Genomic DNA, 24,428 nt, shown 5'->3' with positions numbered 1-24,428 from the left:
TAAATAAAGAGGTGTGAAATGTTAGAGACGGATGTTTTAATTATTGGAAGCGGATTAGCAGCGTTTTCTGCAGCTTATGAACTGTGTCGTCATAACAGAGTTGTAATGGTAACGAAAGGGAAACTTGACCGCAATAACTCAGTTCTTGCTCAAGGCGGAGTAGCAGCTGCTATTGGAAGCAGCGATCACTGGAGTGAACATCTCTATGATACGTTGGTTGCGGGCAATAAGCATTGCAATGAACAAGCGGTACGCACTTTAGTGGAAGAAGGTGCGGCTGTAGTAAATGAATTGATTCATAAAGGAATGAAGTTTGATAAAAATCCAGATGGTACGCTGCATTTTGGAAAAGAAGGAGCCCATCGTACGAATCGTATTCTGCATGCAGGTGGGGATGCAACAGGACAAGCGCTGTTCGCTTTTTTGAAAAAAGCAGTACTGCCATATATTACAGTCATTGAAAACGAAATGATTCAGCATTTAATAACTGTAGATGGAACGTGCAGAGGTGCTATCGGACAAGGTGAAAACAACAAAATTACTATATATCATGCTCGTCAAACGGTTATTGCTACCGGAGGAATCGGCGCTTTGTACAAGCATACATCTAACCAGCCGCTGGCGACAGGAGATGGGCTAGCGCTTGCGTACAGGGCTGGAGCAAAATTAGCGGACTTAGAATTTGTTCAGTTTCATCCGACGCTTTTGTATCAAAAGGAAGCGAAAGGTCTAGTATCCGAAGCGGTTCGAGGCGAAGGTGGCGTACTGGTAAATGAATGGAATGAACGCATAATGGAAGGAGTTCATCCCTTTAAGGATTTAGCACCGCGAGATGTTGTAGCAAGGACAATTTTTAATGAAATGAAAAAAGGAAGATCCGTATTTTTAGACATTGAAAAAGTGGCTCATTTTCAACAAAAATTTCCTACGATTACGGCACTGTGTCGGAAGTATAAAATTCAACTGGACAAAAAACGAATACCTGTTACTCCCGGCGCACATTTTTTAATGGGTGGAATTGAAGTAGATGGTTATGGACAAACAAGCGTTGAAGGATTGTATGCCGTGGGGGAAGTTTCTTTTACAGGCGTTCATGGAGCAAATCGTCTAGCAAGCAATTCATTGTTAGAGTGTCTTGTATTTGGAAAACGGACAGGGCGTCATATTTTACATAAAGCGAGAACGATATCTCGTTATCCCCCCGTCCGTTACGTGTATAAAGGCATGCCTAAAATACTGCCTGCCACAAAACAAATTCAGCATAAGATGATGGATTGTGTAGGCATCATTCGTCATGAAAACGAATTGGCTACTATTGTGCATGAATTCACAAATCATCTGGATGGAATACCTCTTGACCAAGAAGTTATATATTCGAGGGAAGCAGCGACCATCTGCAATATGCTAACTGCAGGTCTGCTTATTGCTGAGTCCTCTCTTGCAAGAAAAGAAAGTAGAGGAGGTCATTACCGAAGTGACTTTCCGCATGAAAAGCAAGAATGGGAGCATAAGCGAATTATTAAGCAGTCTGCTATTTCAACAAAACAATCATTGATTTTATAAGCAAGGAAATTTAAAAAGAAAGGTGAAGGTAGCACAATGAACACGTTGAAATTACAAAAACTATTGCAGTCTTTTTTTATAGAAGACATTGGAGATGGAGATATAACCTGTGAAGCTATTTTTTCTCCGTCTGACCAAGGGAAGGCTGTGTTCACGGCAAAGCAATCAGGTATTATTGCAGGAGTGGAATTGATTAAAGAAGGATTTCATTTAATAGATCCTAACGTGAAAGTGAATTTCGAGAAAAAAGATGGAGATGTTCTTAAGCCTGGAGATAAAATAGCTACCGTTTCAGGATCCGTGCGATCTATTTTGACCGGTGAACGGGTAATCTTAAACTTACTTCAAAGAATGAGTGGCATTGCCACGATGACGCACAAAGCCGTAGCGCTGCTTGGCAGCTCACATACGCGTATATGTGACACGCGAAAAACAACGCCTGGTATGCGAATGTTAGAGAAGTATGCCGTTCGTGCTGGAGGAGGTTATAATCATCGTTTTGGATTGTACGATGGCGTCATGTTAAAAGATAACCATATTGCACATGCAGGATCTATTCTAGACGCTGTTGTGAAAGTAAGAGAGCAGGTTGGACATATGGTTAAGGTGGAAGTGGAAATTGAAAACAAAAGTCAATTGCTAGAAGCAATAGAGGCAGGAGCAGATGTTATTATGTTCGATAACTGTTCTCCAGAAGTCATTAAAGGTTGGATACCACTGGTTCCCGCTCATATTGTCACAGAAGCATCTGGTGGAATCACGCTTGGCACGCTCCATTCTTTTAGAGACAGCGGAGTGGACTATATTTCACTTGGAGCTTTAACGCATTCAGCAGGGTCTATCGATATCAGCTTGGACTTATTAACAGAAAGGGGAACAGAAAATGATGAGTTTATTACAAACGCTTCAGCAGCAAACGCTCCCCGCTAAATATACGGAGCTCACAGAAAATGAAATGAAAAGAAGAGTACTAGAAATCAAGAAAAAGCTCGGAAGCAAATTGTTTCTGCTCGGCCATCATTATCAAAAAGACGAAGTGTACGAGTTCGCGGACGCGGTAGGAGACTCCTTACAGCTGGCTCAAATAGCAGCTGAAAATAGAGAAGCTGAGCATATTGTGTTTTGCGGCGTTCACTTCATGGCAGAAACAGCTGATATTTTAACAGCTGAAAATCAAAAAGTCATTTTACCCGATATGCGAGCTGGCTGTTCAATGGCTGATATGGCTACTATTCAGCAAACAGAAAAGGCATGGCCTGTCTTACAGGATCTTTTCGGAGATACGATTATTCCGCTTACGTATGTGAACTCTACAGCTGCAATTAAATCTTTTGTAGGTGAACATGATGGAGCAACAGTAACATCTTCAAATGCAAAAAATATGGTGGAGTGGGCATTTTCTAAAAAAGAGCGCATTCTCTTTTTGCCAGATCAGCATTTAGGCAGAAACACTGCTTATGATTTAGGTGTTGGACTAGATGAAATGGCTATTTGGAATCCTATTGAAGAAATACTTGAATATGAAGGGGATATAAACAACATCAAGGTGATTCTATGGAAAGGTCACTGTTCTGTGCACGAAAATTTCACGGTTAAAAATATTGATTATTTACGCGAGAAGCAGCCTGAGATGAATATTATTGTTCATCCGGAGTGTTCTTATGAAGTGGTGCAAAAATCAGATTATGCAGGTTCTACAAAATATATTATTGATACAATTGAAAAAGCTCCTTCAGGCTCTAAATGGGCTATTGGCACGGAAATGAACTTAGTGAAACGGATTATCAACAGTCATCCGGATAAAGAAATTGTTTCGCTTAATCCCTATATGTGTCCTTGTTTGACGATGAACCGAATTGATTTGCCTCACTTGCTGTGGGCTTTAGAAAGCATAGAAGAAGGAACAGAAGTGAATCAAATCAAAGTGGATAAACATACAGCACAAGGAGCGATCAAAGCGCTAACGAATATGTTAGAACGAGCATAAAGATTTTTAAGACAATTAAAAAGAGAAGGTCTAAAAGAAGACTTATTGACATATTGTTTGTGTTGATAAGTCTTTTTTTCTTTATCATAAAAACTTGAACCAAACTGTGGGCAAAATGAATAAAAAAATGGTTCAAGGCATATCTTGTGATGAACAAACAGAACTTACTTTGATTTTGCACATATAGATGGCAGAGACTCTACTCGGGAGGGGAATGACGTTGAAAATCCATATCGTTCAAAAAGGGGATACCCTTTGGAAAATCGCTGAAAAGTATGGGGTTAATTTTGAAGAGTTAAAAAAAGCGAATTCTCAATTAAGCAATCCAGACATGATCATGCCTGGAATGAAAATTAAAGTGCCGACAAGCGGAGTGCCTGTTCAAAAAGAAGGAGCTCCTTCACCTGGTATAAAAGAAATGCCTAAAGTTCAACACCCTTATAGTGACCAATCCACAAAAGCTTATCCAGTAACGGAAATTGATGAAAGTCCGGATGAGAAAAAGTCAGCTAATCAGCCTGCTCAAACACCGTTTATGCAACCGATAAAAGAAGCACCAATTGCGCAGCCAAAGAAAGAAGCACCGATTGCTCAACCGAAAAAGGAAGCGCCGATTGCGCAGCCAAAGAAAGAAGCACCGGTCGCACAGCCTAAAAAAGAAGCACCAATTGTGCAGCCTAAAAAAGAAATGCCAGTTGCGCCAAAGCTTCCTAAATTAAAGCCAATTGCACCTGAGATTGATATTAACAATTATTACACCGTTAATATGGCGATGCAGGCTCCAAAAAAAGAAGCACCAAAAGAACTGCCTAAGCATGAATCGCCAGAAAGTGCTGAGATGGAGAGTATAGAAATGCCTCCTCAAATGCCATGTTACCCAATCATGCCGATATCGCCTGTGATGCCAGGCTGCGGATTTAATTATATGCCGTGTCATCCGCCAATGTATGCACCGCAACCATATCCAATGCCAATGTATCAACAGGCTCCAATGTATCATCACGGTTATGAACACGAATCGTTTGAAGAACATGCGATGGGCGCTCACATGGCACCGATGCCAATGTATCCAATGATGCCACACAGCTGCTATGGACCGGTACAATGTTCTCCTTGTCCGCCTCCATGGGGATATCAGCAGCCCGTTTATCCGGCCTATCATCAAGCACCGATGTATCCACAAGTACAAGGAGCTATGACAGGTGGCCATTATGAAAGTTCTTCCGATGGTTTTGGAAACGCGCCTTACCATTATGGGCAGCAATATGCGCCACAGCAGCAAGGAGACTGCGGATGCGGTGAACCAAGACCTGACGACTATGCACCACAGCAGCCTTATCCACAGTACCAACAGCAGGTACCTTATGGCTTTCAGGACCCAAGGGCACCCTATCCAGCCCCATATGGCATGATTGGTGTACCTCCGTATCCTGCGTTTGATCCAAATGCATTTAGTATTCCAGAATACGATGAGTACGACGAAGATGAAGATTGATTATTATACACGAGACGATTTTAATTTAAATCGTCTCTTTCTCTATTTGAAAAAAAGAGATATTCACGTTGAGACCTATCGTATGAAAAAGCCTCATGTCATCATAGCGGATACGAATAAAGGAAAAAAAGTAATAAAAGCATACAGAGACAAAAGTAAAATTGAACATGTTTATCATTTTTTATCTCAGATTCAACAAGGGTATGCTGTTAATTTCGAAGCTTACCCAGAAGGTGAACTTTATATAAAGGACCGTCATTTGTACTGGGCGATGATGCCTTTTGTTAAGCAAGTAAAAGAGGTAACGTATGAAAGTTTTCAGGATCGGGAAGAAGTATTACAAACATTGATCCGCTATCATGGAGAAGTTCATAAAAAGAAACTAGCCGCGTATACAAAGCTTTCTGAGTATGACCTTATTTTAAAATGGAAAAAGCGGCTTTCCTCTTTTCGAGAAACCTCACATATATTCAGGGAATTTAATCAATTTCATGTATATAAAGACATTGTGACTTGGGGAGAAAAAGCTTTAGTCTTAATGGAACGTTTCAAAGATAGTGGGTTGAACTGTTCCATTATTCACGGTGACGTTGCTTCACATAATTTCTTGAAAACAAACCACTTGGGTATTGTTATGATTGATTTTGACTTATCGGCTAAAGCTCCTGCTCTTTATGACTATGTTCAGCTTGTGCAGCGCTTTTTGCCTTACGTCCAGTGGTCGATGAAAGAACTACTTCAACACTCGAAAATAAAAGAATTAAGCAAGCAGCGTTTTTTTCTTGCTTCTTTACTATTTCCATCGATGCTGATGAGAAACTGGAATATAAATGTCTCTGCTTTATCATGGGCAAATCGCCAAAGGTTAATGCAGCAATCAGTAGAAGAATGGTCACAGCGTACACATTTTTATCGAGTGATTTACCAGCACTTACAAAACCTACATGACATGTAAAGAGTTTATAAACACTTCATCGAATAAGAAACGGCTCGTCTTTTAATCCTAATAGTAAGCTCAGAGTAAATAGAGCTTAAATTAGGGGGCGATTATGTTGAATAGGTATGTAGCAACTTCTTTAGCTTTCGCATGTATGATGGGACTTGGCGCTTGCAATAACAAAGACCAAGGTATGGAACAGCGCTATACAGATACGACACAGCCTGTTGGGTATCATACAAATGAAAAAGCGAATGAACATCGCGTAGATAATCCGAAAGGTCCAATGACTGAAGTTTTAGATGGGAATGGAACACCTAATTATCCGTTAAACGTAAGTGATGGACGTTTTGATAATCCGACAAACCCTTATGGAAACATCAATAATACAAATGATCGTACAAATGGCGTTGCTAATATGTATTATGGTGAAGATTATCCAAGAGACTTTACGGAAAAAGTGGCTGATCGGGCTGCAAGCGTTAAAGGTGTAGAAAATAGTCGCGCCGTTGTCCGTGGAGATCAGCTATTAGTTGCTGTGGATCCGGCCAAAGACATAAATAACGGCCGTTTAAAACAAAACGTGCTCGATAAAGTAAAGCCTATTGCAAAGGACTACAATGTTCAAGTAAAAGTAGATCATGATGTATTTATGAACGCTCGCTCTCTTGATGACGATATTCGAAATGGAAAAGACCGTAATACGATTCAAACTAATTTCAATGGTCTATTTGAATCAGTGGATGAGAATGTCAATCATAAACATCGTTAAATGAAGAAGCAGCTGTCTGTGAAGGACGGCTGTTTTTTTGATGAGAAGACATATAAAAAAGCTGCCATTGAAGCCAGGCAGCTATTCCTCGAACATGTAACTATTAATTTTTCTTGTTAGAAGCAGATTTGTTTGTTGTTTTGGATTCCGCTTCTTCCTTTTGAGCGTTAGTTTCATTTTGTTTGAGGCGACCTTCTCTTTTTTTCGTATCTGCTGGTGCCGTAGCGACACTCTTTGTATTTTTTACATTTTTTGCAGAAGAGCTTGTCTCATTAGCTTGTGTGTTTGGCTTCTCGTTGTTAGTTGTCTGACTATTTTCGTATTCAGCTTCCACGTCGCTTGCTAGAGCTGCAGAAACTTGAGCGTAAGTATGGTCTGTATAGTTCATCATATTTTCGTATACTTCAGGGCTCGCGAGTCCATCAGGTTCTACGCTTGCTTCTTCTTTCTTAATTGTTTCAGTCCATTCTTTTGTTTCTTGAATAAGTTTTTTTCCTATAATTACTTCTTCAACAATAACTGGTCGTTTGGTTATTTCCACTCGTTCTTCCATGATTGGAACACGAATAATTTCATCTTCTGTAAGTGGCCCAGCGTTATAGTCTCCGTCAACTACAGGCCGACGTTCAATATAAAACTCTTCTCTCGTAACAGGAACGTGTACAGTTCTTTCTTCCTCTATTACTTTTTTGTGGAGTTTTACTTCACCGACTTGGACGCGTTCTTTTAAGACATCTAATTTTTCTTCACGTAGTTGGACGGCTCTATGCTCGTTGTGTTCCGTATAGGTTCCGTACGCTGGAGTTTGTTCAGAGCTTACGGCATCTATCAAGATTAGAATTTTACCAGCAGCTACATCTGTCTCGCACTGCACGGCTGAGAAGTCTGGTATGCCCATGCGGATTAATTTTGATTTCAAGCCGTTTCCTTGTTTGAGCCCCATGCCGCCTGTCATCATGGTAAAAAAGTTATCCATCATGACGCCAGCTAATGAACTTACGGCAGGTGAACCAGCTTCAATAATTACATTTGTATCGTGACCTATTTGAAATGTATTGCTTTTACTGTTAGAAATAACCATAATGTCTGTTTCTCGATAACCTTGACGCTTTAAATTATTGATAACATCTAAAGCTTCTTTCTCTGAAAAAAAAGTTCCGACTACACGTTTATTCATTCTCATTACTTCAGCTCCCTTTTTTATTAAAATAGATAATAGAAGTCCTTACAATTACTTCCACTATGTACATACCCTGCGAAAATTTAATTAAAACGTTCAAGAGAAAATTTTACAAATAGTGTGCAAATGTAACAAATACTCCATGTTTTCTTAACATAATATCGTAAAAGGGATTTGCTTCATAAAATAAGAGGATAAAAGAAAATAAGTAGGTCAAACTATTAGTGTAGATTTTCACAAAACCTTTTTAGATAATACTAAAAAGAGTATGATTAACGTGTGAGGTGAAGGTGAGTGAAGAAAGTCATTCATCAAGCAGCTTTTTTAATGATAGTAAGTATTGTGCTTTGTATAATGCCATACCGTGCAGATGCGAATGAAAAGGAGCCGATGACATTATTTCTTGAGCGCGTGTATGTGGATGGAGTTATAAGTCAAGAGATGATCAAAAGCCCTTCTATGACGAAAAAACAATTAATGAAAAAATATAAAAATTGGCGACTGCTTAAAGAAACGGATCAAGAGCTAGTTTTTAGAACAAGCATAGACGATATTTCACCTATTTTAAAAGAGAACGGTTATGTAGGGCTTTCTGTTAACGGTATTCTCTCAGCATTTGAAGGCAAACCAGCTGCGTCGCAGCATATTATACAATCGTTTTTTCAAATTGACATCAAAAGGCTTGAGAGCTATCAGCATGAACAATTAAAGAAAGGTATTCGCGTTCAATCAAAAGATGAATATCTTTCCCTCATTAATTTCTATAAAATCTATCAGCTCCAGCAGCGGCCGCTTTCAATCAAGCAGCCGTTTTTTAGTATGGTAAAATAATTATTGAATTCAACATTCTAAATTGCTTCTATTTGCTTTTGGCGATATGTTAAAATGGTATTCAGCAGTCTAGTATTGTATATATTTTAAAAGGTCATTCATCAATAAAAATGTGCGGTTCTATTTTTTATAGCTATTGTAAAAATAGGTTGACAAAGATGAAAAGAGGCAAACGTTCTCTTGAACGTCTTTTTAAAAAGCAACTTTAAAGGAAAATAGAGAACGATGCGGGCAGGATTCTTCGTAGGCAAAGTTGAAGGTCACTGCCCGCGCGTACGTGATTAAGGAGAGAGCTTATTGTTTGATTATATCAAAGGCACTGTTACATATATAAATCCTGAGTATGTAGTAATCGAAAACAACGGGATAGGCTATCAAGTCTTTACGCCGAATCCATATGTATTTTCAATTGATGAACAACCAAAGACGGTTTACACCTATCAATATGTAAGAGAAGATGTAATTGCACTTTACGGGTTTGCTTCCCGAGAACAAAAGGATTTATTTATGAAGTTAATTAGCGTGTCAGGAATCGGCCCAAAAGGCGGTTTAGCTATTTTAGCGTCAGGTAATCCAGCGCAGGTTGTCCAAGCTGTGGAAGAGGAAGACGAGAAGTTTTTAGTTAAGTTTCCAGGAGTAGGTAAAAAAACAGCTCGACAGATGATTCTAGATTTAAAAGGAAAGCTGCATGATATTGTACCAGATGCCGTCCCTTCTTTATTTGCAGATTTGGACGCACAAGAAGTCAAATCTCAAAGTTCAGAAGCCCTCGATGAAGCGATTGAAGCACTTAAAGTATTAGGTTATGCAGAAAGAGAAATCAAAAAAATTGTTCCGGCTTTAATGAAGGAAACGATGACAACGGATCAGTATATTAAAGAAGCGCTAAAACGATTATTGAAACAATAAGTAAGGGAGGAGTAAAATGGACGATCGTATTGTAACGGGAGATGTTCTTGGTGAAGAAGAAATCATCGAGCAAAGTTTGCGGCCGCAAACCTTACAGCAGTATATTGGTCAGCATAAAGTAAAATCCCATCTGGACATTTTTATTAAAGCTGCCAAAATGCGAAGCGAAACGTTAGATCACGTGCTCTTATATGGTCCTCCAGGATTGGGGAAAACAACCCTTGCTACTATTATCGCTAATGAAATGGGCGTGCAAATCCGAACGACCTCAGGGCCAGCCATTGAGCGTCCAGGCGACTTAGCCGCAGTTTTAACCAGCTTAGAGCCTGGAGATGTGCTTTTTATTGATGAAATTCATCGATTAAATCGTTCGGTTGAAGAAGTACTATACCCAGCAATGGAAGATTTCTGTTTGGATATTGTTATTGGAAAAGGACCGAGTGCACGCTCCGTCCGTCTGGATTTGCCTCCGTTTACGCTAGTAGGTGCAACGACAAGAGCCGGGCTTTTATCTTCTCCTTTGCGTGATCGCTTCGGCGTTTTAAGCCGTTTAGAATATTACCAAGAAGAAGATCTTGCTTCGATAGTAGAAAGGACAGCCGCTATTTTAGATGTAGAGATTGATGAGAAAGCTACGTTTGAGATGGCTAGGCGTGCTAGGGGAACTCCGCGTATTGCGAATCGCTTGCTTCGAAGAGTCAGAGATTTTGCTCAGGTCAAAGGAGACGGAGCCATAACCGAAAGGCTTGCCAACGAAGCATTAGAAATGTTGCAGGTGGACCGTTTAGGTCTTGATCATATTGACCATAAATTATTAAGAGGGATTATCGAAAAATTTAGGGGCGGACCTGTAGGGTTAGACACCATATCGGCTACTATTGGAGAAGAGTCTCACACAATTGAAGACGTATACGAGCCGTATCTATTGCAAATCGGCTTTTTGCAGCGGACGCCGCGAGGACGAATCGTGACGCCTTTGGTTTATGATCATTTTCAGCTGGAGGTGCCTGATCAGTGAATGATATGCCTAAGATGCTTATCACATTAGGGGGCATTTTAGTCGTCATTGGGCTGTTATGGCAGTTCGTTGGCAAGCTTCCTGGCGATATTTTTATCAAAAAAGGAAATACAACCTTTTATTTCCCGATTGTGACATGTATTCTAGTAAGCGTTGTGTTATCACTTATTTTTTATGTAATTGGCAGATTTAAATAATTAAGTAGAAACAGGTGAACATTTTGAAAGTAGATTTATTTGATTTTCATTTACCAGAAGAATTGATTGCGCAAACACCACTTGAGCAGCGAGATGCGTCAAGACTCATGGTATTAAACAAAGAAACAGGAAGTGTGAAGCATCATATGTTTCATGACCTTCTTGATTATGTGCAAGAAGGAGATTGTTTAGTGTTAAACGACACGCGTGTTCTTCCTGCACGGTTATTTGGGACAAAAGAAGATACAGGTGCTAATATTGAAGTATTGCTTTTAAAACAAACACAAGGCGATACGTGGGAGACACTTGTAAAACCGGCTAAGCGAGTAAAAGAAGGCACGGTTATTTCGTTTGGTGACGGACGTCTGACAGCTGTATGTAAAGAAACGAGCGACCAAGGCGGACGTTTGTTAGAATTCAACTATGAAGGCATCTTTTATGAGGTTCTAGAACAACTGGGAGAAATGCCGCTGCCTCCTTATATTAAAGAGCGCTTGGATGATCAAGAACGCTACCAAACGGTTTTTGCTCGCGAACAAGGTTCTGCAGCAGCGCCAACAGCAGGTCTTCACTTTACAGAAGAGATGCTTGAACAGTTAAAAGAAAAAGGTGTGCATATTGCATTTTTAACGCTTCATGTCGGATTGGGTACATTCCGTCCAGTCAGCGTTGACGACTTAGAAGAGCACGATATGCACTCAGAGTTTTATCAAGTGAGTGAAGGAACCGCTGCTTTACTAAACAGCGTACGCGAAAAAGGCGGTCGCATTATTTCAGTAGGCACAACTTCTACCCGTACCCTTGAAACGATTGCAACTGAGCATAACGGCAAATTTGTTGCTTCTTCAGGCTGGACCAACATTTTTATCTTCCCAGGGTATGAATTTAAAGCAATTGATGGAATGATTACAAATTTCCACCTTCCAAAATCTACGCTCATTATGCTTGTAAGTGCCTTAGCAGGAAGAGAAAACGTCATTTCTGCCTATGAACAAGCTGTAGTAGAGAAGTATCGCTTTTTCAGCTTCGGCGACGCGATGCTAATTTTGTAATTTAACATGAAAGGAATACATCAATGACAGCAATTCGTTACGAACATATAAAAACTTGTAAACAAACAGGAGCGCGTTTAGGGATTGTCCATACGCCTCACGGCTCATTTGAAACGCCTATTTTTATGCCAGTAGGCACATTAGCTACAGTAAAAACAATGTCTCCGGAAGATTTAAAAGCAATGGGAGCAGGCATTATTTTAAGTAATACGTATCATTTATGGCTTCGTCCTGGTCATGAAATTGTTAAAAAAGCGGGAGGCCTTCATAAATTTATGAACTGGGATCGTCCCATCTTAACGGATTCAGGCGGCTTCCAAGTTTTTAGCTTAAGTGATTTGCGCCGTATTGAAGAAGAAGGCGTCCATTTCCGCAACCATTTGAATGGAGACAAGCTTTTCTTATCTCCAGAAAAAGCGATGGACATCCAAAATGCGCTTGGGTCTGATATTATGATGGCATTTGATGAATGCCCACCTTATCCAGCAGAATATGACTACTTAAAACGTTCAGTTGAACGCACAAGCCGCTGGGCAGAGCGATGCCTTGAGGCTCACAGCCGCCCTCAAGACCAAGGTCTTTTTGGAATTGTTCAAGGCGGAGAGTTTGAAGATTTACGCCGTCAAAGTGCAGCTGATTTAGTTTCAATGGACTTCCCAGGTTATGCTGTGGGAGGGCTGTCAGTTGGAGAACCAAAAGATGTGATGAATCGTGTGCTTGAGTTTACGACGCCATACTTACCAACCGATAAACCACGTTATTTAATGGGAGTAGGATCACCTGACTCGTTAATTGATGGAGCGATTCGCGGGATCGATATGTTTGATTGCGTATTACCAACGCGTATTGCACGTAACGGAACGCTTATGACAAGCGAAGGTCGTCTTGTTGTTAAAAATGCAAAATATGCAGAAGACTTCGGTCCGATTGATCCAAACTGTGACTGCTACACGTGTCAAAATTATTCAAGAGCGTATATTCGCCACTTAATTCGTTGTAATGAAACGTTTGGAATTCGTTTAACATCTTACCATAACTTATATTTTCTGCTAAACTTAATGGAGCAAGTCCGTGAAGCCATTCGCGAAGACCGACTTGGCGATTTCCGTGATGAGTTCTTTGAAAAATATGGGTTTAACGGTCCAGACGCAAAGAATTTCTAGGTCACTACAGGAATTTTCATCAAATTTATGAATGAGTACCTGTTGATAATATAAATAAAAGGAGGAGTTTTCATGGGTGTTTTACAAAATATTTGGCCATTACTTTTAATGTTTGTCATTTTCTATTTCTTGTTAATCCGTCCACAGCAAAAACGTCAAAAAAACGTACAGCAAATGCAATCAGCACTTAAAAAAGGTGATAAGGTTGTTACAATTGGCGGTATGCACGGTTTGGTAGACGCAATCGATGAGTCACAAGTTGTGGTTCGCAGCACTGACGGTTCAAAATTAACGTTTGACCGCAATGCTATTCGTGAAGTAAGAAGCGTAGATTAATAAAAAAACGTCACGTACATGTACGTGACGTTTTTTTATGCTTCTCGTGAACCGGCAATGTTTACGCCAACAATTCCCCCTAGAATAGCGACTCCAATAAATCCAGCGTGAAATAAGAGCTGCTGTGCAGAAAACAGGTGACTATAGCCGAGAAATTGTAGTAAAAACATTAAAAAAGAATAAGAAATACCAGTGGCTCCTCCAACGAGAAGTCCTTTTGAACCGTTTCGTCCTCCCGCGATAAATCCTCCGATAAACAGTGTAATAAATGAGAGAATAAGTAAAAATAAACGGACCGACTGTTCTTCAAGCGATGTAAATTTTAAAATAAGCGAAAAGATAATGCTAATCGCTAAAGCCATCACTAAGATTGTTGCTACTCCTGCAAATACAGCATTGCTCATTCGTTTTGCACCCAACTTGTTTCCCCCCCATGAAATAAAAAGATAGGTGAACCCTTAGTACGAGCATATTCGGGATGACTTCAAAATAGACGCATAAAAGTAAGGCTATTTTAAAATAAATGGTACAAACTACAAGGGAATACATAAAGGAGGTCTTTGCAGTGGAACTATTGATCATGGTTGCGCGAACCGTGCTTTTATACGTAGTAGTTTTAATTATTTTTCGCGTCATGGGTAAAAGGGAAATAGGAGAGCTGAGCATTTTGGATTTAGTTGTCTTTATTATGATTGCTGAAATGGCAGTAATGGCTATTGAAAACCCAAAAGATCCTTTGCTGTATTCAATTCTTCCGATGTTAACGCTTCTTATTATTCAAATCGGCTTAGCTATATGGTCTCTTAAAAGCAATCGAATGCGAAATTTTATTGATGGCAAACCTAGTATTATCATTGAAAATGGAAAAATAAACGAACATGAAATGAAAAGGCAGCGATATAACTTCAATGACTTGCTCGTGCAGCTGCGTGATAAAAATATAAAAAATGTAGCTGATGTTGAATTTGCTATTTTAGAATCTTCAGGAAGGCTGTCCGTGTTTGAGAAAGATCAGCAATCAGGCAAAAAAGGCAATTTGAATTTGCCTTTTATCATTGATGGCATTATTCAAGAAGAGCATCTGCTACATGAACATAAAACGACGGAATGGTTAAAGACAGAGCTGGAAAAGCTAGGGTATTCAAACTTAGATAAGGTTTCATATTGCAGCTATGACAACGGAAAATTTTTTATAGATTTGGTAGATGTGAAACAATAAAACGCGGATTGCTCCGCGTTTTATTTTCGTTTAAAATAGCGTAAAACAGAAAAACGGTTTAATTCTTCTTTTGTTATCAGTCTAAAAAGCAGCAAAAACAGTACGTATACAATGCTTGTAAGTGCAATCGATAAAACGGTTCGTAAGCTCAAAGGGATGGAAGTGAAAAGGTTCATATAAGCGAAGTGTCCGGTAAAACCTGATATCCCCATTACAGAAAAACTGCGAAGATACTCAAACACATGAATCTTATACGTGATTTTTTTCATGACGGTAGACAGGTGTAAAAGAGTGACAAGCATCATTCCCACAACAATTGCAAGACCAGCTCCCAGAATGCCTAGATTTGGCTGAGTTGCGAGTAAGAAGATAAGAGATGTTTTGACCGCTGCTCCTATAAAACTGTTAATCATGGCGGCTTTTGCAAGGTCTAGCGCCTGCAGAACAGCTTGAAGCGGCCCTTGAAAGTAATAAAAGATAAAAAAAGGCGCCATTACTTTGACAAAAATAGCAGCTTTGTCAGAACCATACATCAATTCCATTACCGGATTAGCAAATACATAAAGAACAACAACGGCTAGCCCGCCTGTTACAAACGACAAGCGGAGAGCTTGATGAAGTCGATATTCGATTTGCTTCATTTGATTCTGTGCAAGAGATTCACTGATTGCGGGAACCAAAGACGTGGATAGAGACACCGTTACAAAAGAAGGCAGCATCAGGAGAGGGAGTGCAAAGCCTGTTAATTCTCCGTACTGCTTCGTTGCTACAGCTGTCGCTACTCCTGCAATTGCTAAACTTTGAGCTACTACAATCGGTTCTAAAAACCAAGAAATTGACCCAATCATGCGGCTTCCTGTCGTGGGAAGAGCAATTCCCATTAAGTCAAAGAACGTATCTTTGCCCGCATGTAAAGAAGCAAAAAATTTTCGTCTTACCGTTATTTTCTTCTTTCGCTTGAACATAAACATCATGTAAAACAGTGAAGCTAGTTCTCCAAATACGGAAGATAGCATAGCACCAGCCGCAGCGTACTCAATTCCATAGGGCAAAAATGCTTTTGTACATACGGCAATTAACGTAATGCGCACCACTTGTTCGATAATTTGAGAATAAGCAGCAGGCTTCATTTGCTGCTTTCCTTGAAAATATCCGCGGATGACAGACGAAACGGCGATGATTGGAATAACAGGAATAATCGCCAGCAGCGGATAGATCGTACGTGAATCTGTAAAGAAGGTTTTTGCTACAACGGGAGCGAATAATATTAATCCGAGCGTAAATAAAACGCTAAGCGTACACGTAATGCTTAAAGAGACGACAAGTATTTTTTTTATTTTATGCCTGTCACCTAAAGCTTCTGCTTCTGCCACTAACTTGGATATGGCAACCGGTAGCCCAAGCTGTGTTAAGGTGATTACTAATACCAGCGTGGGGACCGCCATCATATAAAGTCCCACACCTTCGTCTCCAATCATTCGAGCCACCACAATTCGATTGACAAACCCGAGTACACGTGTAATTAAGCCAGCAATTATTAAAATAATAGTTCCCTGTAAAAATTTAGACATATACTCACTGCTTTCTTGAGGTTTATACAGTGAATATATGCGCCGTCGGTGTCCAAGCATGACAAGTATTCCTCATACGAGAAAGAAATTTTACGCAAAATGTCAAACAGGAAGGAGGATCGATATGACACATCCATTTATTTCAGCTTCGAAAGAACTTATACAGCCTGTCTTATCCAGCAAAATGGAAGAATTTCATATGCTTGGATATGAAGAAGTAACGGAGAACGATTTATTGGGTTATTTAGAAATGAAAAAATGGAAAAAAGAAAGAGAGCTATCTCTCCATCAAGTGGTAAATGATATTTTATCTGTTAAGATCACGCAGGTGATGAGCTATGTAACAATTGAATCTTATAAATCTGATATGTTCTCAAGTGTTAATAATGGAGAAGACTGGAAAGAATTATTAAAGTAGAGTTTGTAAAATACATGTATTAAAATTTGATAAGGTCTTTATTTGACAGACATTAGGTTATGAATGATAATTAGATTGGTCATTTATCTATTGTTATCATTTCATGTTTTTTACATAAGAAGGAGGATTTTCTGTCGATGGTTAAAAGAGGACGTATCGTTGCCTTTTTCCTCTTAGTACTGCTTGTGTTTAGTACAATCGGAACAACGATGACTGGAATTACAAAAGATATTAAACTTGGCCTCGACCTTCAAGGTGGATTTGAAATTTTATATAAAGTCAGTCCAGCTAAAAAAGGCGATGTCATTGACAAAAAGGCACTTAACAGCACGGTTGAAGCGCTGCGTCAACGTGTCGATGTACTGGGAGTTAGTGAGCCCAGCATTCAAATTGAAGGAAACGACCGCATCCGCGTTCAGCTAGCTGGTGTCACGAATCAAAAGCAAGCCAGGGATCTGTTATCAACTCAAGCAAACTTAACGTTCCGTGACGTGAACGATAAGGTGCTGATGGATGGTACAGACTTAGCGCAAGGCGGAGCAAAGCAATCGTTTGACCAAAGCAATCAGCCTAGCGTCTCACTAAAGTTAAAAAATGCGAAAAAATTTGAAAAGATCACGCGAGAGCTTTCTCAAAAACCAGCACCTAACAATTTAATTGTCATTTGGCTGGACTATGAAGAAGGAAAAGACTCGTACCAAAAAGAAGCGACAAAACAAAATCCGAAGTACCTGTCTGCAGCCTCTGTTAGCAGCGTGTTAACACAGCCAGATGTTGAGATTTCAGGTGGCAACTTCACAGTGAAAAGTGCAACGCAGCTGGCGGAATTGCTAAATGCCGGGTCGTTGCCGGTTAAATTAGATGAGCTATACTCTACATCCGTTGGAGCGCAGTTTGGGGAAGAAGCTCTTCACACGACTATATTAGCGGGTATTATTGGAATTGGAATTATATTCCTTTACATGCTGTTTTTCTACCGTTTACCGGGGCTTATTGCCATTATTACACTCAGCTTCTACGTGTATTTAAACCTGCTTGTATTTGACTTGATGCATGTGGTTATGACGCTTCCAGGTATCGCGGCTCTTATTCTCGGTGTAGGTATGGCAGTAGATGCGAATATCATTACGTACGAGCGGATTAAAGATGAACTGAAAACAGGAAGGTCTGTTATATCGGCCTACCGGGCAGGAAATCGTCGCTCACTTGCGACCATTTTTGATGCCAATATTACAACGATGTTAGCGGCTCTTGTATTATTCTTTTATGGTCAAAGTTCAGTAAAAGGATTTGCAACAACATTAATGATCGGGATTGTGCTAAGTTTTATTACGGCCGTATACGGTACGCGATTATTAATGAGTCTTTTAGTAAACAGCCGCTGGTTTGATAAAAAACCAGGCTACTTTGGCGTGAAGAAAGAGCAAATTCACGATTTAAGCAAAGATGACGGCACAACCGTTTTACCTACAGTGTGGGATAAAATTGACTTTGTTAAATACCGTAAAGCGTTCTTCACATTCTCAAGCGTGCTCGTCATTATCGGTATTATCTCGGTTGCTGTGTTTAGGCTGAACCTAGGTATTGACTTTACGAGCGGAACTCGCATAGAGATTCCGGCAAATCATACCGTTACGCAGGCTGAGATACAGCGTGAAATGAAGTCTCTTGATATCAAAACGGATGACGTAGTCATTACAGGAAAAAGTAATGATACGGGTGTTGTACGTGTAGTTGGGGTCTTGAATAAAAAAGAAATTGCCAACTTAAAAGATCACTTTAAAGATAAATACGGTTCTGAACCAAACGTAAGCACCGTTTCGCCGACAGTTGGAAAAGAACTGGCGAAAAATGCAATGATGGCGATTGTAATTGCTTCAATTGGAATTATCATCTATGTAACGATTCGATTCGAGTTCTACATGGCGCTTGCAGCCGTGCTTGCTTTGTTGCATGATGCGTTTTTTATCGTTACGGTCTTTAGCTTAACAAAGCTAGAGGTAGATTTAACGTTTATCGCCGCTGTCTTGACGATTGTTGGTTACTCAATTAACGATACGATTGTTACGTTTGACCGCATTCGTGAAAATATGCAGAAATTCAAATCCAAAACGTTTGACGATTTGGCGTTTATCGTAAATTTAAGCTTGCGTGAAACGTTTACTCGTTCAATGAACACCGTGTTAACAGTTGTGATTGCAGTTGTAGCACTTCTTGTATTCGGAAGTGAATCAATTCAAAACTTCTCAATTGCCCTGTTAGTAGGTTTAATTCTTGGTGCATATTCATCTGTGTTTATTGCTGCTCAGCTATGGCTTGTGTGGAAAGGGAAACAGTTGAAGCGCGAGGAACAAAAAGAAGTAGAAAGCAAGTAATTCAAAAACGTGCGAAGTGTTCGCACGTTTTTTTGTTTGTGAAAATTCAAGGCGCACTGTCAGAAAAATATGCTTATTTTCTTTCGTTGCTCCATTTCATCCACTCTAGTATAATAATGTGGGTTAAGGGGTGAAGAGACATGTTACAGTCAAAAAAACGTTGGAATGTTCAAGAATGTGATGAACAACTTGTTAATGAATTTGTAGAAAACCTCAATATTACACCTCTAGTAGCTTCGTTATTACTTAATAGAGGCATGACAACAGTAGAAGCGGCACGTGAGTTTTTACACGTTGATGCACAAACGTTCCACGATCCGTTTTTATTGCACGATATGGACAAAGCGGTAGCTCGTATTCAGCAAGCAATTGATCATAATGAAAAAATTATGATCTATGGAGATTACGATGCGGACGGCGTCAGCAGTACTTCTGTTATGTTATCTGCTTTACAGCAGCTCGGCGCTGATACTGATTTTTATATTCCTAATCGCTTTACAGAAGGTTATGGGCCGAATAAGGCAGCATTTGATAAAATAAACGCAGGTGGCTATCAGCTGGTGATTACGGTAGACACAGGTATTTCGGCAGTCGAAGAAACGGCGTATGCACGTGAATTAGATTTTGATTTAATTATTACGGATCACCACGAGCCGGGTCCGATTTTACCGGATGCGTATGCAATTATTCATCCAAAGCTGCCGGGAAGTACATATCCATTTAAAGAACTGGCGGGTGTAGGAGTGGCTTTTAAACTCGCTCATGCGCTGTTAGGGGAGCTTCCGGAACATTTGTTAGAACTAGCAGTGATTGGGACGATTGCTGACTTGGTTCCTTTAGTCGACGAAAACCGCTTAATTGCTCGCAAAGGTCTTGACTATCTCAAGCTCACGAAGCGCACTGGAATTGAAGCGCTGCTGAGCGTATGTGGAGTAAAACGCGAAGAAATTACTGAAGATACAATTGGATTTGCTATGGCTCCTCGCATTAATGCAGTAGGACGTCTTCAAGATGCTGATCCAGCTGTTCACTTGCTTATGACAACAAATGCTGAAGAAGCAAAAGGTTTAGCTAAAGAAATTGATGCGTTAAACAAGGTAAGGCAGCAAATCGTAAACGATATTACGGAAGAAGCCGTTGAATTTGTTGAAAATATGTATCCTCCGGATGAAAACAGCGTTCTTATTGTAGAGGGAGAAGGATGGAATGCAGGTGTTGTTGGAATTGTCGCTTCTAGGCTCGTAGAAAAGTTCTACAGACCAACAATTGTACTAAGTATTGACTCTGAAAACCGTATTGCCAAAGGTTCAGCAAGAAGTATCGAAGGCTTTGACTTATTCGCGAACTTATCTAAATGCCGTGACATTTTGCCGCATTTTGGAGGGCATCCAATGGCAGCCGGCATGACGTTAAACAGCGATGATGTAGAAGAGCTGCGCACACGTCTTAATGAACAAGCAAGCAACGTGTTAACCGAACAGGATTTTATTCCAATTACATCAGTTGATACAGTATGCACAACAGAGGAAATTACGCTGGAAAACATTGAACAAATGAGTGCGCTTGCTCCATTTGGTATGCATAACCCGAAGCCAAAAGTTCTCATTAAAGATGTTCATACAACATCTATGCGGAAAATTGGTGCTAATAAAAATCATTTAAAACTGGTATTTGAAGACAGCGGTGTATCGGTTGATGCAGTAGGATTTGGGTTAGGCTATATATTAGATGAAGTATCTCCTATAGCTAAAGTATCATTAGTAGGTGAACTATCTATTAATGAGTGGAACAATATGCGCAAACCGCAGCTGATGGTAGAAGATATCTCTGTAGATGAGTGGCAGATGTTTGATTATCGCAGTGCTATTGATGTCAAACGTTTCTTTGAGCAGGTATTCACGGATCAAATGAAAGTTGTTGCTTTTCACGATTCAACAATTGATAAATACAAGTCGATGCTGCCGATGGAGCATGTTGTTCTTATTCAAGATGAAGAACAGGCAAAAGCATGTATGTTTGCAGGGGAACAGATTGTTTTATTAGATTTGCCTCCTTCACAGAAGTGGCTTGAAGCTTTGTTTTTCCAAGGTATTCCTTCTAGAATATACGCTATTTTCTTAACGGAAGAAGACCATTATTTTGATACAATCCCAACTCGCGATCACTTTAAATGGTTCTATGGCTTTTTAGCGAAAAAGGGTCCTTTTGATTTAAAACGCTACAAAGAAGATTTAGCGATTCATAAGGGCTGGTCGAAAGAAACGATTGATTTTATGGCAAAGGTGTTTTTTGAGTTAGAATTTGTTACAATAAACAATGGCTTAATTTCGTTAGTGAAAAATTCTGCGAAACGTGATTTAATAGAATCTGCGACTTATCGCCAAAAGCAGCAGCAGATTGAAATAGAAAAAAACTTTATTTATACGTCATATGTACAGCTTAAAAATCACTTTCAAGATATTTTTAAGCGTTCGATTGAATGAGGAGGCAACATTAGAATGAATTTTAAAGATTATATTACAATTGTACCTGACTGGCCAAAACCAGGTATTACATTTAAAGATATCTCAACATTAATGGATAACGGTGACGCATACCGTGCCGCAACGGATGAGATTGTAAAATATGCCAATGATAAACAAGTTGATATTATCGTAGGACCGGAAGCTCGCGGATTTATCGTTGGTTGTCCAGTAGCATACGCGCTAGGTATCGGCTTTGCACCTGTTCGTAAAGAAGGAAAATTACCGCGTGAAGTAATCAAAGTAGATTACGGTTTAGAATACGGTAAAGACGTATTAACGATTCACAAAGATGCAATTAAGCCAGGTCAGCGCGTGTTGATTACAGATGATTTATTAGCAACAGGCGGTACAATTGAAGCGACGATTAAGCTTGTCGAAGAATTAGGCGGAATTGTTGTTGGAGCTGCGTTCTTAATTGAACTTTCTTACCTTGACGGCCGTGACAAACTAGACGGTTACGATGTATTCACATTAATGACGTATTAAGAAGAACGATCACATAAAAAAGAGTACCTGATACAGGTGCTCTTTTTTCGTTAAAAAACGTTAATACGTAAAATGGAAATGATGTAAATTTCATAAATTAGACGCAAAGGCTTTACATCCTTGGATTTTTTCAAGATAATAGTTACAATATGAATTAAAAATGCTAGTTGATAAAAGGTGATTTCATGGCAAATGAGCAAGTCCTAACAGCGGAACAGGTCATTGACAATACGAAGCGATATTTAAATGAAGAAGACGTGGCTTTTGTACAAAAAGCATATGATTTTGCAAAAGAAGCTCACAAAGAACAATATCGCAAGTCGGGTGAACCATATATTATCCACCCGATTCAAGTCGCAGGAATTTTAGTTGATCTAGATATGGATCCAGCAACAATTGCAGCTGGATTTCTACATGATGTGGTTGAAGATACAGAGATAACACTAAAGGATTTAGAAAAAGCTTTTAATGAAGAAGTAGCAATGTTAGTAGACGGCGTAACGAAACTTGGGAAAATTAAATATAAGTCTAAAGAAGAGCAGCAGGCTGAAAATCATCGCAAGATGTTTGTGGCAATGGCTCAAGATATTCGAGTTATATTGATCAAACTTGCGGATCGTCTTCATAACATGCGTACGCTAAAGCATTTACCGCAGGAAAAGCAGCGACGCATTTCAAATGAAACGCTTGAAATTTTTGCTCCTCTTGCTCATCGTCTCGGTATTTCAAAAATTAAGTGGGAGCTTGAAGATACAGCTTTACGTTACTTAAATCCTCAGCAATATTATCGCATTGTAAATTTGATGAAGAAAAAGCGTGCGGAACGCGAGCAGTATTTGGCTGAAGTTATTGATGAAGTTCGAGAGCAAGTAGATGAAGTGTCGATTAAAGTTGAAATTTCAGGACGTCCAAAACATATTTATTCCATCTATCGTAAAATGGCACTGCAAAACAAGCAGTTTAATGAAATTTACGATTTACTAGCTGTGCGCATTATTGTAAATAGCATTAAAGACTGCTATGCGGTGTTAGGAATTATTCACACGTGCTGGAAGCCAATGCCGGGACGTTTCAAAGATTATATTGCAATGCCAAAACAAAATATGTACCAGTCTCTTCATACGACGGTTATCGGACCAAAAGGTGATCCGTTAGAAGTTCAAATTCGAACGTTTGACATGCACCAAATTGCTGAGTATGGAATTGCTGCTCATTGGGCTTACAAAGAGGGAAAAACAGCTGAGCATGCTTCATTTGAAGAAAAGTTGACGTGGTTTAGAGAAATTTTAGAATTTCAAAATGACGCAAACGATGCAGAAGAATTTATGGAATCTCTAAAAGTTGACTTGTTTTCCGACATGGTTTACATTTTTACGCCAAAAGGCGACGTCATTGAGCTTCCTTCGGGTTCTGTTCCAATTGATTTTTCCTATCGTATTCATTCTGAAATCGGAAATAAAACTATTGGAGCAAAAGTCAACGGCAAGATGGTTACGCTTGATTACCGTTTGAAAACGGGGGACATTATCGAAATTTTGACGTCTAAGCATTCGTATGGTCCAAGCAAGGACTGGTTAAAGCTTGCTCAAACGTCTCAAGCCAAAAATAAAATTCGCCAATTCTTTAAAAAGCAAAGCCGCGATGAAAATATTGAAAAAGGCAAAGAGCTGGTTGAAAAAGAAATTCGTCAAATGGAGTTTGACTTAAAAGAAGTATTAACAGCTGATAATATCAAACGAGTAGCGGAGAAGTTTAATTTCTCAAACGAAGACGATATGTATGCAGCTATTGGGTATAACGGATTAACTGCGGCTCAAGTAGCTAATCGTTTAACCGAGAAGTGGAGAAAGCAGCGCGATCAAGAACAAGAGATCCAAATTGATGATATTGCACGCGACACTGCGGCCAAGCGTGTTCGCCAGCATAAACGAAAAGATTCCGGGGTTATTGTACCGGGTGTAGAGAACATGCTGATTCGCTTGTCTAAATGCTGTAATCCAGTTCCTGGAGATGAGATTGTTGGTTTTATTACAAAGGGGCGAGGAGTATCTGTTCATAGAGCAGATTGTTTAAACGTTCACACAGATGATGCTGAAAGCCGCCTTATTCCTGTAGAGTGGGAAACACATATTAAAGAAGGCAAAGAGTTTAACGTGGAAATTGAAATTTCCGGATACGACCGCAGGGGCTTACTAAATGAAGTTCTGCAGGTTGTAAACGAGACTAAAACGAATATTTCAGCCGTTTCAGGAAAATCGGACCGAAACAAAATGGCTACGATTCATATGTCAATTTCTATTCATAACATCAGTCACCTTCATAAAGTGGTTGAGCGCATTAAGCAGCTTCGAGACATTTATTCAGTTCGCCGAATTATGCATTAAGAAAGGTCGT

General features: G+C 39.6%; 22 protein-coding genes. 19 read left to right on the top strand and 3 right to left on the bottom strand.

Going from position 1 to position 24,428, the window contains the following annotated elements:
* Window positions 1-18: 18 nt before the first annotated feature.
* From nadB to OK414_RS24330, 6 genes are all read left to right on the top strand, one after another.
* Window positions 19-1,563: an L-aspartate oxidase gene (gene nadB, locus OK414_RS24355; RefSeq protein ID WP_034648780.1), complete on the top strand. Its 1,545-nt coding sequence runs from the start codon at window positions 19-21 to the stop codon at window positions 1,561-1,563.
* Window positions 1,564-1,599: 36 nt separating this feature from the next.
* Entirely contained in the window at window positions 1,600-2,493 is an 894-nt protein-coding gene (nadC, locus tag OK414_RS24350) for a carboxylating nicotinate-nucleotide diphosphorylase (RefSeq protein WP_034648782.1), read from the top strand.
* Entirely contained in the window at window positions 2,450-3,550 is a 1,101-nt protein-coding gene (gene nadA / locus OK414_RS24345; RefSeq protein WP_026106706.1) for a quinolinate synthase NadA, read from the top strand. Before nadC ends, nadA begins: the two co-directional genes overlap by 44 nt.
* Before the next feature lie 220 nt (window positions 3,551-3,770).
* Window positions 3,771-5,045, top strand: coding sequence for a SafA/ExsA family spore coat assembly protein (safA, locus tag OK414_RS24340; protein ID WP_404932052.1), 1,275 nt, complete (start codon window positions 3,771-3,773; stop codon window positions 5,043-5,045).
* Window positions 5,035-6,000, top strand: a complete 966-nt coding sequence (locus OK414_RS24335) for a phosphotransferase (protein WP_230586505.1) — start codon at window positions 5,035-5,037, stop codon at window positions 5,998-6,000. Before safA ends, OK414_RS24335 begins: the two co-directional genes overlap by 11 nt.
* Before the next feature lie 94 nt (window positions 6,001-6,094).
* Window positions 6,095-6,754 (top strand): YhcN/YlaJ family sporulation lipoprotein, encoded by a 660-nt coding sequence (locus OK414_RS24330; protein ID WP_013059324.1) that lies wholly within the window; start codon window positions 6,095-6,097, stop codon window positions 6,752-6,754.
* Between the two features lie 103 nt (window positions 6,755-6,857).
* Here the strand turns inward: OK414_RS24330 and OK414_RS24325 are convergent, their stop codons facing one another.
* Entirely contained in the window at window positions 6,858-7,937 is a 1,080-nt protein-coding gene (locus OK414_RS24325; RefSeq protein WP_034648791.1) for a YsnF/AvaK domain-containing protein, read from the bottom strand.
* A 291-nt stretch (window positions 7,938-8,228) separates the two neighbouring features.
* On the opposite strand from OK414_RS24325, the gene OK414_RS24320 reads away from it, so the two are divergent.
* The 7 genes from OK414_RS24320 (at window position 8,229) to yajC (ending at window position 13,440) form a co-directional block, all read left to right on the top strand.
* Window positions 8,229-8,765 (top strand): BofC C-terminal domain-containing protein, encoded by a 537-nt coding sequence (locus tag OK414_RS24320; protein ID WP_034648793.1) that lies wholly within the window; start codon window positions 8,229-8,231, stop codon window positions 8,763-8,765.
* Window positions 8,766-9,062: 297 nt separating this feature from the next.
* Window positions 9,063-9,674, top strand: coding sequence for a Holliday junction branch migration protein RuvA (ruvA, locus tag OK414_RS24315; RefSeq protein WP_013059321.1), 612 nt, complete (start codon window positions 9,063-9,065; stop codon window positions 9,672-9,674).
* A 16-nt stretch (window positions 9,675-9,690) separates the two neighbouring features.
* Window positions 9,691-10,692 carry a Holliday junction branch migration DNA helicase RuvB gene (gene ruvB, locus OK414_RS24310; RefSeq protein WP_013059320.1) on the top strand — a complete coding sequence of 334 codons (1,002 nt, stop codon included), beginning with the start codon at window positions 9,691-9,693 and terminating at the stop codon, window positions 10,690-10,692.
* Window positions 10,689-10,889 (top strand): DUF2905 domain-containing protein, encoded by a 201-nt coding sequence (locus OK414_RS24305; protein ID WP_028411697.1) that lies wholly within the window; start codon window positions 10,689-10,691, stop codon window positions 10,887-10,889. The genes ruvB and OK414_RS24305 overlap by 4 nt, the downstream gene beginning before the upstream one ends.
* 23 nt (window positions 10,890-10,912) lie before the next feature.
* A complete protein-coding gene (queA, locus tag OK414_RS24300) occupies window positions 10,913-11,941 on the top strand; it encodes a tRNA preQ1(34) S-adenosylmethionine ribosyltransferase-isomerase QueA (RefSeq protein WP_034648797.1) in 1,029 nt (342 codons plus the stop codon).
* Window positions 11,942-11,964: 23 nt separating this feature from the next.
* Entirely contained in the window at window positions 11,965-13,104 is a 1,140-nt protein-coding gene (gene tgt, locus OK414_RS24295) for a tRNA guanosine(34) transglycosylase Tgt (protein ID WP_013059317.1), read from the top strand.
* A 72-nt stretch (window positions 13,105-13,176) separates the two neighbouring features.
* Window positions 13,177-13,440 carry a preprotein translocase subunit YajC gene (gene yajC / locus OK414_RS24290; RefSeq protein ID WP_013059316.1) on the top strand — a complete coding sequence of 88 codons (264 nt, stop codon included), beginning with the start codon at window positions 13,177-13,179 and terminating at the stop codon, window positions 13,438-13,440.
* A gap of 35 nt (window positions 13,441-13,475) precedes the next feature.
* Here the strand turns inward: yajC and OK414_RS24285 are convergent, their stop codons facing one another.
* A complete protein-coding gene (locus tag OK414_RS24285) occupies window positions 13,476-13,859 on the bottom strand; it encodes a TIGR04086 family membrane protein (protein ID WP_014458132.1) in 384 nt (127 codons plus the stop codon).
* 146 nt (window positions 13,860-14,005) lie between these two features.
* Here OK414_RS24285 and OK414_RS24280 point away from each other — a divergent pair, with 146 nt between their 5' ends.
* On the top strand, window positions 14,006-14,659 hold the full coding sequence (locus tag OK414_RS24280; protein ID WP_016765635.1) for a DUF421 domain-containing protein: 654 nt from the start codon (window positions 14,006-14,008) through the stop codon (window positions 14,657-14,659).
* 20 nt (window positions 14,660-14,679) lie between these two features.
* On the opposite strand, the gene spoVB is transcribed toward OK414_RS24280, so the two are convergent.
* Window positions 14,680-16,290: a stage V sporulation protein B gene (gene spoVB, locus OK414_RS24275; RefSeq protein ID WP_263045113.1), complete on the bottom strand. Its 1,611-nt coding sequence runs from the start codon at window positions 16,288-16,290 to the stop codon at window positions 14,680-14,682.
* 64 nt (window positions 16,291-16,354) lie between these two features.
* Between spoVB and OK414_RS24270 the strand changes: the two genes are divergently transcribed.
* The 5 genes from OK414_RS24270 (at window position 16,355) to OK414_RS24250 (ending at window position 24,418) form a co-directional block, all read left to right on the top strand.
* Window positions 16,355-16,648 (top strand): post-transcriptional regulator, encoded by a 294-nt coding sequence (locus tag OK414_RS24270; protein WP_016765633.1) that lies wholly within the window; start codon window positions 16,355-16,357, stop codon window positions 16,646-16,648.
* A 137-nt stretch (window positions 16,649-16,785) separates the two neighbouring features.
* Complete coding sequence (gene secDF, locus OK414_RS24265) at window positions 16,786-19,023, top strand: protein translocase subunit SecDF (protein ID WP_016765632.1); 2,238 nt, start codon at window positions 16,786-16,788, stop codon at window positions 19,021-19,023.
* 140 nt (window positions 19,024-19,163) lie between these two features.
* Window positions 19,164-21,506: a single-stranded-DNA-specific exonuclease RecJ gene (recJ, locus tag OK414_RS24260; RefSeq protein ID WP_034648802.1), complete on the top strand. Its 2,343-nt coding sequence runs from the start codon at window positions 19,164-19,166 to the stop codon at window positions 21,504-21,506.
* Window positions 21,507-21,521: 15 nt separating this feature from the next.
* Entirely contained in the window at window positions 21,522-22,034 is a 513-nt protein-coding gene (locus OK414_RS24255) for an adenine phosphoribosyltransferase (protein WP_013059309.1), read from the top strand.
* Window positions 22,035-22,219: 185 nt separating this feature from the next.
* Window positions 22,220-24,418, top strand: a complete 2,199-nt coding sequence (locus OK414_RS24250; protein ID WP_013059308.1) for a RelA/SpoT family protein — start codon at window positions 22,220-22,222, stop codon at window positions 24,416-24,418.
* Window positions 24,419-24,428: the final 10 nt, after the last annotated feature.

The organism is Priestia sp. JV24 (assembly GCF_025910025.1).
In the GTDB taxonomy this organism is placed as follows: Bacteria; Bacillota; Bacilli; order Bacillales; family Bacillaceae_H; genus Priestia; species Priestia megaterium.
Note: the sequence above shows the minus strand (reverse complement) of the source record. Positions and strands in the feature narration are given on the sequence as shown.

Excerpts from the sequence above, each read along its gene's own strand:
- OK414_RS24270 (WP_016765633.1), top strand. The coding sequence starts at position 16,355 with ATGACACATCCATTTATTTCAGCTTCGAAAGAACTTATACAGCCTGTC.
- spoVB (WP_263045113.1), bottom strand. The coding sequence starts at position 16,290 with ATGCTTGGACACCGACGGCGCATATATTCACTGTATAAACCTCAAGAA.
- OK414_RS24335 (WP_230586505.1), top strand. The coding sequence starts at position 5,035 with ATGAAGATTGATTATTATACACGAGACGATTTTAATTTAAATCGTCTC.
- yajC (WP_013059316.1), top strand. The coding sequence starts at position 13,177 with ATGGGTGTTTTACAAAATATTTGGCCATTACTTTTAATGTTTGTCATT.
- OK414_RS24255 (WP_013059309.1), top strand. The coding sequence starts at position 21,522 with ATGAATTTTAAAGATTATATTACAATTGTACCTGACTGGCCAAAACCA.
- tgt (WP_013059317.1), top strand. The coding sequence starts at position 11,965 with ATGACAGCAATTCGTTACGAACATATAAAAACTTGTAAACAAACAGGA.
- OK414_RS24330 (WP_013059324.1), top strand. The coding sequence starts at position 6,095 with ATGTTGAATAGGTATGTAGCAACTTCTTTAGCTTTCGCATGTATGATG.
- nadC (WP_034648782.1), top strand. The coding sequence starts at position 1,600 with ATGAACACGTTGAAATTACAAAAACTATTGCAGTCTTTTTTTATAGAA.
- secDF (WP_016765632.1), top strand. The coding sequence starts at position 16,786 with ATGGTTAAAAGAGGACGTATCGTTGCCTTTTTCCTCTTAGTACTGCTT.
- nadB (WP_034648780.1), top strand. The coding sequence starts at position 19 with ATGTTAGAGACGGATGTTTTAATTATTGGAAGCGGATTAGCAGCGTTT.
- ruvB (WP_013059320.1), top strand. The coding sequence starts at position 9,691 with ATGGACGATCGTATTGTAACGGGAGATGTTCTTGGTGAAGAAGAAATC.
- OK414_RS24250 (WP_013059308.1), top strand. The coding sequence starts at position 22,220 with ATGGCAAATGAGCAAGTCCTAACAGCGGAACAGGTCATTGACAATACG.
- OK414_RS24325 (WP_034648791.1), bottom strand. The coding sequence starts at position 7,937 with ATGAGAATGAATAAACGTGTAGTCGGAACTTTTTTTTCAGAGAAAGAA.
- nadA (WP_026106706.1), top strand. The coding sequence starts at position 2,450 with ATGAGTTTATTACAAACGCTTCAGCAGCAAACGCTCCCCGCTAAATAT.
- recJ (WP_034648802.1), top strand. The coding sequence starts at position 19,164 with ATGTTACAGTCAAAAAAACGTTGGAATGTTCAAGAATGTGATGAACAA.